The 12684-nt window shown below is 61.8% G+C and carries 8 protein-coding genes; 5 read left to right on the top strand and 3 right to left on the bottom strand.

Annotated elements, in window-relative coordinates:
• Position 1 precedes the first annotated feature (1 nt).
• Entirely contained in the window at positions 2 to 1042 is a 1041-nt protein-coding gene (locus tag EKO19_RS01785) for a DUF5924 family protein (protein WP_129774693.1), read from the bottom strand.
• A gap of 105 nt (positions 1043 to 1147) precedes the next feature.
• Positions 1148 to 2803 (bottom strand): methyl-accepting chemotaxis protein, encoded by a 1656-nt coding sequence (locus EKO19_RS01780; protein WP_129774692.1) that lies wholly within the window; start codon positions 2801 to 2803, stop codon positions 1148 to 1150.
• A 218-nt stretch (positions 2804 to 3021) separates the two neighbouring features.
• Between EKO19_RS01780 and EKO19_RS01775 the strand changes: the two genes are divergently transcribed.
• Genes EKO19_RS01775 through EKO19_RS01765 form a run of 3 tightly spaced genes read left to right on the top strand, consistent with a single transcriptional unit; the run spans position 3022 to position 6188 of the window.
• On the top strand, positions 3022 to 4524 hold the full coding sequence (locus tag EKO19_RS01775) for an amino acid permease (protein WP_217705077.1): 1503 nt from the start codon (positions 3022 to 3024) through the stop codon (positions 4522 to 4524).
• 31 nt (positions 4525 to 4555) lie between these two features.
• Complete coding sequence (locus tag EKO19_RS01770; RefSeq protein ID WP_157995066.1) at positions 4556 to 5527, top strand: MurR/RpiR family transcriptional regulator; 972 nt, start codon at positions 4556 to 4558, stop codon at positions 5525 to 5527.
• A gap of 4 nt (positions 5528 to 5531) precedes the next feature.
• Positions 5532 to 6188, top strand: coding sequence for a cysteine hydrolase family protein (locus EKO19_RS01765; protein WP_217705076.1), 657 nt, complete (start codon positions 5532 to 5534; stop codon positions 6186 to 6188).
• Here the strand turns inward: EKO19_RS01765 and EKO19_RS01760 are convergent.
• Positions 6166 to 7275 carry a glycoside hydrolase family 43 protein gene (locus EKO19_RS01760; RefSeq protein WP_129774689.1) on the bottom strand — a complete coding sequence of 370 codons (1110 nt, stop codon included), beginning with the start codon at positions 7273 to 7275 and terminating at the stop codon, positions 6166 to 6168. The genes EKO19_RS01765 and EKO19_RS01760 overlap by 23 nt on opposite strands.
• A gap of 306 nt (positions 7276 to 7581) precedes the next feature.
• On the opposite strand from EKO19_RS01760, the gene EKO19_RS38105 reads away from it, so the two are divergent.
• The gene (locus EKO19_RS38105) at positions 7582 to 9456 is read left to right on the top strand and encodes a cellulase family glycosylhydrolase (RefSeq protein WP_157995065.1); all 1875 of its coding nucleotides are present in this window, start codon (positions 7582 to 7584) and stop codon (positions 9454 to 9456) included.
• 341 nt (positions 9457 to 9797) lie between these two features.
• Positions 9798 to 12683 carry a TonB-dependent receptor gene (locus tag EKO19_RS01745; protein WP_157995064.1) on the top strand — a complete coding sequence of 962 codons (2886 nt, stop codon included), beginning with the start codon at positions 9798 to 9800 and terminating at the stop codon, positions 12681 to 12683.
• The last annotated feature ends 1 nt before the right edge of the window (position 12684 follow it).

The raw sequence follows: 12684 nt of genomic DNA, 5'->3' as shown, positions 1-12684 counted from the left end.
GTCAGTCCTGCACTGTGAATTGCATGCGCTTGAGCAGCTGACCTTGCGGCGTTCTCACGTCGACGGTCCAGCGGCCGAGCGCATTGGCAGGGAAGAGTGACTTGCGCGAGTAGGTGCGCCAGCCGCTGTCGTTGCCGCCGTGGATTTCGGCGGTGATGCGTTCGACTTCGCCGGCGTGGCGCCATTCGAAGATGATGGATTGAGCGACGCCGCTCGGCGCACGGATCGCGGCGAAGGCGACGACGCCGGCGCTCAGTTCGGCGCTCGTCAGTGAGCGCACGGCGGGGCCGGGGGTTCGATCGACGATGGACTGCGTGATGACAGCTTGTGTCACTGCCAGTCCCGCCGGTGGAACGTGGGCGCGCAATACCCACACCAGCAGCGGTGCGAGCATGGAACAGGTGACCCAGATCAGCTTGTGACGGGTCGATCGCAAGGACCGCAGCGACATCGGTGCCGTGAGCAGCAGCCACACGACGACAGCGCCGAGAGCCAGTGGCAGCGCCTGCTCCAGCGACAGATGCACGACCATCGGCACGACAACGACTGCGACAATCAAGCTGCAATAGGCGTGAAACAGCAGCCTCGTCGCCGCGCGAGCTGCGATCCAGCGTTCGTAGAGGGGATCCAGTGCGGTGAGCAGGGCAGCCGCGGCAGCGATGGCGATGAAGATGATCTGACCGACATCGCGCTGTAACGCGCCGAACAGAAACGGCAGGGAGAAGAACAGCACTTCCTGTTGCAACGACTGTGTCAGGAAGTTCGATACAAACTTGCCGATGCCCGAGCGGCGCTGCTCCAGGAAGCGACGGACGAGGGGTTCGATGAGCAGCCACACCCAACCTGCCAACGCGGCAATGGCGATGACGCGCGCGAGGTCCGCGCCGCGTTTGACCATCACGAAGCCGATGACGCCCGTGATGAAGCTGATGGTCGGAATGAGCCAGGGAACGCGCTCGAGGAAGCGCGCGATGCGAGTCAGTTTTCCCGCGGGCTCGACTTCGTCGGCCTGAGGCTCGGCAGCCGGCGTCGGTATCTCCATCGTGAGCAGCGTCGGTCGCCGGTGAGCGACATTGAAGTGAGGAAGGTCGCGTCACGATAGCGAATGCGCCGCGCCCGGGGAAGGGCGGCGGCGCTGAAGTCTCGCTTACGCCACGCGTCGAGTCTGAATCCGTTCGACGGCGTGAGTCGGTCGGTGGGCCGGCGTTCGTCGAGTGGCAGCGGATGCGCCGCCCTGCTCCTGCTGCATCGAGAAGGCGGAGATCGCGGCCAGCATTTGCGTCGACTCATCCTGCAGCGACCGGGCGGTTTCGCTGAGCTGCTGGGCCATGTGCGCATCCTGCTGGGTGATGTTGTCCATCTGAGTGACGGCCTTGTTGATCTGATCGATGCCTTCGGCCTGCTCGCGGGTCGCGGCCTCGATTTCCTGGATGACGCCGGTGACCTGTTGAACCGAGTCCACGACCTGCGTCATGGCCCGCTCGGCCTGGCTGGCCAGCTCGGAGCCGCGAGTGACGGTCTGCTCGGACGCCTGGATCAGAGTCTTCACTTCCTTGGCCGCCGCGGCCGAGCGCTGCGCGAGGCTGCGTACTTCCTGAGCGACGACCGCGAAGCCGCGGCCTTGATCGCCAGCGCGTGCCGCTTCGACAGCGGCGTTGAGCGCGAGCAGGTTGGTCTGGAACGCGATGCCGTCGATGATGCCGACGATCTCGCCGATCCGTGTCGAGGAGCCCGAGATCTCGCTCATCGTCGAGAACAGCTGGCCCACCACGTCGCGGCCGCGCGTCGTCACGTCGAACGACTTCGTTGCCAGCGACACCGCTTCATGCGCGTTGTCGCGATTGCGCGTGACAGTTGCGGTCAGTTCTTCCAGCGATGCTGCGGTCTCCTGGAGGCTGGCGGCATGCTCTCCGGTGCGATTGGAAAGGTCGGCGTTGGAGTCCACGACCTGCACCACGCCGGATTGCACGCGTGAGGCGGCGGCCATGTTGTCTTTCAGCACGCCGTCCAGTTTCACTCGCACTTGCTCGAGCGTTCCCGCGACGGAGACGATGCACGATACGCCGGCGGTCGGAATGCGCGTGCGAGTGTCGCCGCTGAGCAGATCGAAAGTCGCACGCTGCAGCCGGATGAGCGGCCGAACGACGTTCGATTGGATATAAAACATGTTGGCGAGCGCGATGGCGGCGCCAAGGAAACTGAGATAGGTCATCCAGCCGGCTCCGACGGTGGCTGCACTGATGGCACCCATCGCGAGCAGCAGTGCGCTCAGAAAGCCGATGACCGCCCAGGTGCCGATGCGCAGCGAAGGATTCAATGCGCGCTTCAGGCCGCCCAACCAGGAAGCGTCGAATACACGGCCTTCGCGAATGCACAGGCTGCCGGCGCGACCGCCGCGGATCGCGGCATAAACCTGCTCGGCTTGTTGAATCTCGGCGAGCGTCGGTTTGACCCGAACCGACATGTAACCAACGATTTCGCCGCGCTGTGAATCGACCATCGGCGTGACGTTGGCGCGCACCCAGTAGAAGCCGCCGTTCTTGCGGCGATTCTTCACCAGACCGGTCCACGATTTGCCTGCGCGAATGGTCCGCCACAGATCGGCGAACGCCTCTTTGGGCATATCGGGATGACGAACGATGTTCTGAGGCTGACCGAGGCACTCTTCGAGCGTGTACCCGCTGCTGGTCAGGAAGGCCGTGTTGGCGTAGGTGATGCGACTGGAAGGATCGGTGTGCGTGATGATGACTTCGCCATCGGGGAGCACATATTCCGCATCCTTGAGGGGCCCGAGCGTTCTCATGGTTGTGGCTTCTTCAGCTGCCAATGATTGCTGGGTTATTTCGGCCCGGGCCGCCCGGACCTGAGCGGGCGCGGGGTCTTTTCAGGACATGCCTGAGCTGCGCCGCGGGTCTTTCGGCCGAATTAGCCCATGTCATTCCCCTATCCCGTAGGCTATGTGGGTTAGACAACGAAAACAAGATTTGTTAGTTATATAACAAAGACACATGACGCCGGGGAGTGACCCATGACGATGCGATCGAGCTGCTGGTTGCTGGCGGGGCTGCGCTAGTGGCTGGCCTGTCGCGGTTGTTCGAACGCAAGTCGATCGAGTCGCTGGTCGCGCAGGCGCCGGCGTCGTCGGCCTTGCCGCGGACCTTGAGTTTCTTCAGCCTGACTTGCTTCGGCGTTGGCAGCACCATCGGCGCCGGCATTTTCGTGCTGACGGGCACGGTCGCCGCCGAGCATGCGGGGCCGGCGGTCGTGCTCTCATTCGTGCTCGCGAGCATTGCGTGCGCATTGGCGGGACTGTGTTACGCGGAGTTCGCGTCGATGGTGCCCGTTGCCGGCAGTGCCTACACCTACGCCTATGCGACGTTGGGGGAGGCGGTCGCCTGGACCATCGGCTGGTGTCTGGTGCTCGAGTATTTATTTGCGAGCTCGTTGATCGCGATCGGCTGGGCGGGATACGCGACGTCGCTGGCGGCGGACTTTGGATTGGTGCTGCCGGCGGCACTGACGCAGGCACCATTGGATGTCACTGCGCAAGGATTGGTTGCGACGGGTGGTCTGTTCAATGTGCCGGCGGCGGCGGTCGTCATGTTGTGCACGGGATTGCTGCTCGCGGGCACGCAGCTGTCGGCGCGCGTCAACGATCTCATCGTGGTCGCGAAAGTCGTGGCGATCCTGATCGTCGGCGTCGCCGGTCTGATGTTCGTGCAAGCCGATCATTGGACGCCCTTCCTGCCCGCGAACACCGGGGAGTTCGGTGCGTTCGGCCTCAGCGGCGTGGCGACCGGCGCGGCCATCGTCTTCTATTCTTACATCGGCTTCGATGCCGTTTCGGCGATGTCACAGGAAACGCGTGAAGCGCAACGGGTCGTGCCGTGGGCCCTCATTGCATCGCTCGTGATTTGCACCGTGCTGTACGTGCTGGTCTCGCTGATGGTGACGGGTTTGGCGGACTATCGCGAGTTGGGCGTCGCCGATCCGGTCTACGTTGCACTGGCCGCGGCGGGGCCCGCACTTGCGTGGGCGAAACCACTCATCGGCGCGGTCGTCGTGGTCGGTCTCATTTCGGCGCTGCTGGTCACATTGCTCGGCCAGGTCCGAATCTTCTACGGCATGGCGCGCGATGGTTTGTTGCCGCCGGCGTTCGTGGCGGTCCATCCACGATGGCGTACCCCGCACATTGGCACGCTCGTCACTGGCGTGAGCGCGGCCCTCATCGCTGGCGCATTTCCATTGCAATTGCTGGGGGAATTGATTTCGATCGGCACACTGCTCGCGTTCGCTATCGTGTGTCTCGGCGTGATCGTTCTGCGTCGGCGGCGGCCCGATCTGCCGCGTCCTTTCCGGGTTCCCGGCTATCCGCTGGTGCCCATCGCCGGCATCCTGGTGTGTGTGGCATTGATGGCGAGCTTGCCGCATGACACCTGGGTGCGGCTCGCGTTGTGGCTGCTCATCGGCGCTGCACTGTATGCGGCGTATGGACTGAAGCACTCGACTTTGAGGCGCTCTTGAATCATCGGCGCCGAGGTGCATGATAGCGGCAATGGATAAAGACAGCTCCACACAAGCCCGGCACACGCACCGCTATCAATCGCTCATACAGTCGCGTTCGGGGGAGTTGAGCACGGCGGAACAGGCGGTCGCGGCACATCTGGCCGCGCATCCCGAGCAGTTGCCGTTCGAGACGGCCGATTCGATCGCCAAACGATTGGGCATCAGCTCCATGACCGTCGGTCGCACGCTCAAGGCGCTGGGCTATCGGGGCCTGGGAGAGTTGCGGGCAGAGATGCGTTCGGAGGTGTCGGATGCGACTCGCGCGCCCTGGGACAAGCGTGGTGCCACGGCACCGGCTCCAAAAAATCTGGAGCGGGCGAGAGCCATGCGTGCCGAGCTGGAAGCGGTCGAGTCGGTGCATGCGCTCGCTGAAACGCCGATGTGGCGCGACGTGGTCAAGGTCATTGCCGCCGCCGACAAGGTGTTCGTCGCGGGCTTTCAAACCGAGCGTGGCGCGGCCATGGCGTTTGCCGATCAGCTTGCCTATGTACGGCCGAGCGTACGTTACTTGTCGGTCGACAGTCGTGCCTTCGCTGATCTGAAAACGGAGGCGAGCTCTCGCAGCTGCCTGTTGATGATCGATTGCCGTCGCTACTCGCGGTGGTTTCGTTTACTGGCGCAGAAGGCGAACAGTCTCAAAGTGCCGCTCGTGCTGGCCACGGACGCGTACTGTCGTTGGGCGAGCGAAGTCACTCCGCATGCCTTGCAAGTGCGGACCGACTCGGGGCGCTTCTGGGACAACAACGCCCCCATCACCAGCATGTTGAACCTGCTGCTCGAAGATGTGATCGAGCAGTTGGGCGATTCGGTGTACGAGCATCTGGATGCGGCCACCGAATTCGGCACGACGTTCGTCGGCTTCGACCGTGTGCATCGGCAGCGCGGGGAGGATGGAAAGCCGTCGCGCAAGGCGGGACAGCGCGGCACGACCAGGAACGGCGCGAGCACCAAGAGGCGTTGAGATTGTGAATCTGAGTTGTGAACGCGGCCGCTCGATCTCGTTGAGTCCCGACACGACCGCGCTGGTCTGCATCGATTTCCAACGGGACTTCGTATCTCTCGATGGGATGGCTGCCGCTCGTGGCGCGCCCGTTGAGCAACTGCTTTCGGCAACAGCCGCGGCTCGCGTTGCGTTGGACATTGCTCGTGAGCTGCACATGTTCGTAGCTCACACGCGAGAGGTCTATGCGCCGGACCTGTCGGATCTCAATCGCTATCGCCGACAGTTCGATACCGTCATTGGCGCCGCCGGGCCGCTCGGCAGATTTCTTGTTCGTGGCGAGCAGGGCAGCGAGATCGTCGACGAGATGCGGCCGCACGCCGATGAGCCGGTAATCGATAAGGCGGGCTTCAGCGCGTTTCATCGAACTTCGCTCGACGACATTCTGCGCGAGCGAGGCATCGATACATTGCTGCTGACAGGCGTCACCACACAATGTTGTGTGGCTTCGACATTGCGATCGGCCGTCGACCTCGGTTACTGCTGCGTGCTGCTGCAGGACGCATGCGCCGCCTATGATCCAGCGGATCACGAAGCGACGCTACGCGTGATTTTCAGCGAGGGTCACACGTTCGGCTGGGTGAGCGACACGACCCGCTTCAGGGACTCACGAACGGGTTGATGGTCTTGATCGTGCCGTCCGGGTTGTAGAACAGCTCGGTCACTTTCACGTTGCGCAGACGGGTCTGCCCCGACAGTTGCGAATCGGCATAGAACAACCACCAGCGGCCCTCCGACTCGACGATGGAGTGGTGCGTGGTCCAGCCTTCCACCGGCTCGAGAATGCGGCCGGTGTATTTGAACGGTCCGTACGGCGAATCGCCGATGGCATAAACGATGTAGTGCGTGTCACCGGTCGAGTAGCTGAAGTAGTACTTGCCGTTGTACTTGTGCATCCAGGACGCTTCGAAGAAGCGGCGGTCGTGGTCGCCGCCGAGCAGCGGCTTGCCGTTCTCGTCCAGGATCACTACATCTCGCGGCTTTTCCGAGAACTCCAGCATGTCGTCGCCGAGCGCCGCGACCTTCGCGGTCAATGCCGGCTGATCGTCCGCTTGCAGATCGGTCTTGGAACCGTTCGGATCGTAAGTGCCCGTGGTGTTCCGCTGCAGCTGGCCGCCCCAGATGCCGCCGAAGTACATGTACGTGCGACCGTCGTTATCGGTGAACACCGCCGGATCGATCGAGAAACTGCCCTTGATCGGTTCGGGGCGGGGCTCGAACGGACCCGTCGGCGACTTGGAGGTCGCGACACCGATGCGAAACGCGCCTTGTCTATCCTTGGCCGGGAAATACAGGAAATAGGTGTCGTTCTTCTTCGCGGCGTCCGGCGCCCACATTTGCTTGTCGGCCCAAGGGACCTGACTCACGTCGAGCGCGACCGGATGCAGTGTGACCGGTCCGCCGATCTTGTCCATGCTCAGGATGCGATAGTCACGCATCTCGAAGTGCGCGCCGAGGTCGTCTTCCGGCGTCGTGCCGTCGATGTCGTGACTGGGATAAACATAAATCTTGCCGTCCCAAATGTGGGCCGACGGGTCGGCGGTGTAGATCTCGGAGACCAGCGGCTGCGAGAGATACTCACGTTTTGCTTTGGCAGGTGTCTGCTGATCCGCGCTTGCCTGGTCCGCGGCGGGCTGTTCTTTGGAAGAGCAGGCGGCCAGCACGACGAGCACGGCGCATGCAAGCAGGTTCAACGGCGGACGATTCATGAGTTCCCCTGACTTTGAGATCGGTGGCGCCGGAAGGTAGCACCATTTGAATGCCGCTGGTAGCGGTATCAGAAATGTCCCGGGCGCGGCCGCTAACGCCAGAACGCCACAAGAATTCTTGTTGACGCTGTCCACGCGCCGGCTGCGGAATGGCTCGGGAGACAGCGCGGGAGCGCAGAAAACCCTGTTGACAACGGTGGCCAATGAGGTTCACGGTGGCGCCGGTCGAAAGGAACGAACAACGTCGTTGCAGCTTGAGCGGGGTCAACACCGCGCGCGCAACGCTGGTCCATCCGGGGGTGACACATGAACGGATTCAAGTGGTCTCCGCTGCCACGGCACATGCTTTGGACGTTACTGCTGCTGCCCATGACAGTCTGGTCGCAGACTTTGCCGACGGCGACGCAGGTTGCGGCACAGATTCAACTCGGCTGGAACCTGGGCAACACGCTCGAAGCTCAATGCGGCGAGACTGCATGGGGCAATCCGGCCGTGACTCAGCAATTCATCAACTCGGTGAAGGCCGCGGGTTTCAACGCCATTCGCATTCCCGCTGCTTGGGATTGTCACGCGAATCAATCGACGATGACGCTCGATGCGACCTGGATGGCGCGCGTCAAACAAGTCGTCGACTACGCGCACGGTCAGGGCATGGTCGTCATCCTGAACATTCATTGGGACGGCGGTTGGCTCGAGGAACATCCGCTGTACTCGTACCAGACGGCGGTCAATCAGAAACAGAACGCCTATTGGACGCAGATCGCGACCACGTTCCGTGATTACAACGAGCGCTTGCTGTTCGCTGGAACCAATGAAGTGCATGCCGACTATGGCACGCCGACCGCCGAGCACATCGCGGTTCAACAGTCCTATAACCAGACGTTTGTAAATGCAGTGCGTGCTACCGGTGGCAACAATGCCTCGCGCACGCTGGTCGTGCAGACCTACAACACCAATGCCTGGCACGGACTGAATTATTTCTCGATGCCGACCGACACGGCCGCCAACCGGCTGATCGTCGAGATTCATCACTACGATCCGTATGACTTCACGCTGAATCAGAGCGGCAGCTGTTTGTATTGGGGCGCACCGTATCCGAGCCAAAGCGCGTGCACTTGGGCACAGGAGGCCTATCACGACGATCTGTTCGCCCAGGTCAAAGCCAAGTGGGTCAGTCAGAACATTCCAGTGATCATTGGCGAGTACGGCGTGGCCACGCGTCCGAATCTCAGTTTGCCCGCACGTCAGTACTATCTCGAGTACGTCAATCGAGCGGCGGCCAGCAACGGGATCAAGACATTCTATTGGGATAACGGGGTGCAGCCGAGCCAGACGAACGGCTTCGCAATCTTCGATCGCAACAGCGGAGCGGTTGTCGACCAGGGCGTGCTGGACGCGGTCAAACGCGGCGCTGGCATCGGTACTCCGGTGAACTACGCGCTTACTGTTACGAAGGCCGGAGCGGGCAGCGGCACGGTCACTTCGACGCCGTCGGGAATCAACTGCGGCGCTACTTGTAGTGCCAGCTATTCAACCGGTACATCCGTCACGCTGACCGCGACGGCGGCGAGCGGTTCCACATTCTCAGGTTGGAGTGGTGCATGTTCAGGCACCAGTGCGTGCACTGTTTCAATGACGGTAGCGCGCGCAGTTACCGCGACCTTCAGCAGCACTGCGACGACTTTTCCTCTTGCAGTGACTAAGGCCGGCACTGGCAGCGGCACGGTGACGGCGTCGCCCTCCGGAATCAACTGCGGCAGCACTTGTACAGCGAACTATGCGAGCGGCACTTCCGTAACGCTGACCGCCGCGGCAGCGAGTGGCTCAGCTTTCGCAGGATGGAGTGGGGCATGCACGGGCACGAGCACCTGCACGCTATCCATGACCGCGGCTCGCAATGTGACCGCGACATTCAACACGAGCGGAACGGGCGGCACTTGTTCCAATCCGATCTCGTTCACCAACAACACCGGCAACTTCAACACCACGGGCGCGGTTTGCTATCGAACCAGCCAGACCATCAACGGCTGGGGCTGTTCGAACTTCGACGGCCGCACCTTGACGGTAGGCGGCCAGGCTCGAACCTGCGGCCAGCTGCCGCTCACCCGATCGGCGGACGGCTATTACTACTTCTCCGTCACTGGTGGCACGTATTCGTGGGCGAGTCTTTACGCCTGGTAACCGTGACATGAATGTCGAGCGGACGACACCGGTTCGTGTGTAGCGAAGTTCTACAAATGCCGCGGACTGGAAAACGAATTTCAATGGCTGCCGCAGAAATTCTGTCCAGCGATGGACATTTGTCCGAGCTAAGGCGTATGATCATTAGTGAATAATATTTCATTGCCGATCCGGTTGCCCCGGGCCGGCGACGATGACGAGTGGGGGACGGTGACGATCGCGTGAAACAAGCGCGGCGTCGCGCTTGGGTCTCCCTCAACGATTGGCACGACAGGTCAAGCAATGGGGGATACGTTGTTATGGCTGAGGTGAGTTCTAATCGGGCGGAGCACGGAACGGCCGTGACTATCGCCGTGCGCCGCGCGCTGCATCTTCGTAACGCGGCACCGACAGTACCGGCACTCGCGATTCTGCTGGCGTTATCGACAACACAAGCGTACGCGCAGAATGCTTCCGGGGCATCCTCCGAAGTGGAAGAGGTTGTGGTCACCGGCATTCGCGAGCAATTGAAAACATCGCAGGCTCGCAAAGCCGAGGCGGAAGAAATCCTCGATTCGATCACCGCGGCCGACATCGGCGCCTTGCCCGATCGCAGCGTCACTGAAGTGCTTCAACGCATTCCCGGCGTGGCGATCGGCCGAGTGCCCGAAGCGCGCGATGCTGATCGCATTGCCGTGGAAGGCGCGGGGGCCACGGTCCGTGGCTTGACCTGGGTGCGAAGCGAGTTGAACGGTCGATCGGCATTCTCCGCGAAAAAGAGTCGCACGCTCGGCTTCGAGGATATTCCGCCCGAGCTGATGGCCGCCGTCGACGTTTATAAAAACCCATCGGCGGCCATGATCGAAGGCGGTCTGTCGGGTGTCGTGGACCTGCGTACCCGGTTGCCGTTCGACAGCCCCGATCGAACGGTGGGCGTGTCGGCGGAATATGCGATGGGCGATCTCGCCAACAAGGAGCGTCCTTCGGGCTCGTTCCTGTTCAGCGATCGCTGGAATACCGGCATCGGCGAGCTCGGCTTCCTGATCTCGGGCAGCGCGTCTCGGCTCACCAGTCAGACGCACACGCTGCACATCGACAAGTACTACGCCCGCAGCAACTTGCCTGGCTACGAAGGCCAGACGGTGTTTGCACCTGGCGGTGTCGGCTGGCGAGAGCTCACTGTGGATCGCGATCGTCTCGGCGGTTCGCTGGCTCTGCAATGGCGGCCCGGCGATACCGTCGACGTGTCGCTGCAATATTTCATCGCGGACGCCACGTTCGAGCAGAATGAGAATGCTCTGTGGACCGAACAGGGCAACGCCCTGACCGGCAGCAATCTGCAAGTGTCGAATGGCTATCTGGTGAGTGGCGACATCACCAACAACTATTTCAACGGCTCGGCGCGCTACAACGAGCGCGAAAGCAAGAACCACGACGCGGCTCTGCATCTGACCTGGCATCCGGGCGATCGATGGCGCTTCGACATGGACGTGCAACGGGCGCTCGCGGATACGGATGCAGCCGACCTGACGATCGGATCGCCGACCTTCGCACAGAGCGATCCCAATGCGCTGGCGGTCGAGCTGCGCCTGAATGGCAGCAACGAACCCAGCATCAGAGTCAGGCCGAACAGCGTGATGACCGATGCCGAGCAGTATTACTACGGCTGGGCCATGGATCATTACGAAAAGAACGATGCCGACGCCTGGGCGTATCGTGCCGATGGCGAGTACACGTTCGACAATAGCGACTGGCTCGATCGTATCCGCTTTGGCATTCGTCACGAAGACTACAGCTCGACGACGCGGGAAACGGGTTATCGCTGGGGAACGGTCGCTCAGTCATGGGGCGGCGGTGCCACGACGTTCGGTGACGGCGGCGTGCCCTATATCCAGCAGGGCTTCTCGGATTGGTTCCACGGCGGGCGGGCGCCGAGTGTGTATCTGTTCCCGCGATCTTCAGCGTTCAACAGTCGCGCTGCCTTCGAGAGCACGATCCACAGTGTCGAAACGCTGGGCACGAACTGTTGTGATTGGACGCCGTGGAACGGCGATTTCGCCGATACGACGCCCGGCAACGACGGTCTCGGCATCAACACCCAGAATCAGAAGACGTTGGCCGGTTACGTGAACGCGCATTTCGGCAAGGGCAAGCTCGACGGCAATCTGGGCGTGCGCGTGGTGCGGACCGAAAACTCCGGCACGGGATTGCTCACCTTCAGCGGTGCCAATCTGGTCGGTGCGCCGGACGAATCGGCGTTCGCCAATGGCGCGTCGATCGAAGGGACCGACGAGAACAGCTATACCGATGTGCTGCCCAGTTTGAACCTGCGTTTCAAGGTGCAGGACAACGTGTTCCTGCGCCTGGCGGTGGCGCGTTCGCTGGCGAGGCCGGATTTCCCATTGTTGTTACCTGCGATCAACATTCAGGCCAAGCTTGGATTGATGGTCAATGGTACTTGCAGCGAGCTGCCTGACGGGGCGGGCGTGGGCAACTGCGTGTCCCAGTACAACGGCTTCTCCGGCAATCCCGACCTGGAGCCGATGCGCTCGTGGCAATACGATGTGGCGGCGGAGTGGTATATCAATCCCACCAACTCCCTGACCGGCGCGATCTTCTACAAGCAGCTCGAAGGCTTCATGGAAACATCGTTGAACTCCTCCGTGGAGTACACCAACAACGGTCAGACGCGCACGGTTCGGGTGTTGCGGCCGGAGAATCAAGGCAACGGATATGTGCAGGGCTTCGAGGTTGCGTACAACAGCTTCTTCGATTTCCTGCCGGGGTTCTGGAAGAACTTCGGCGCGCGAGCGGCGTTCACTTATGTGGAGAGTGGCGGCACGCGCAACGTCGCGGCAAACCCATATGATCAGAACCAGCGGGACAACTCAGCGCTCGACAACTATCCCTTGGAGGGCTTGAGTAAGACCAGCTACAACGCCGAGCTGTATTACAGCGCGCAACGGTTCGAAGCGCGGCTGGCCTACAACTGGCGTGAGAAATATGTGCTGACGATGGCGGCCGCCAATCTGAACATTCCTGCCTGGGCCGACGACTACGGCCAGCTCGACGGTTCCGTGGTGTGGAATGCGACCCAGAAGCTCAAGGTCGGCCTGCAAGCGGTCAACCTCACGGACGCGCCGTATCGTATTCTGGTCGACAACTTCGTCGACCACACCGGTCTGACTTATCACAACTGGGTGAGCGCGGACCGGCGTTACAGCGTATTTGTAAGGTGCACCTTCTGAC

It is taken from the genome of Peristeroidobacter soli, from assembly GCF_004138485.1.
GTDB classification, from domain to species: domain Bacteria; phylum Pseudomonadota; class Gammaproteobacteria; order Steroidobacterales; family Steroidobacteraceae; genus Steroidobacter; species Steroidobacter soli.
The sequence above is the reverse complement of the archived record's forward strand: the minus strand, read 5'-3'. Positions and strand labels throughout refer to the sequence as shown.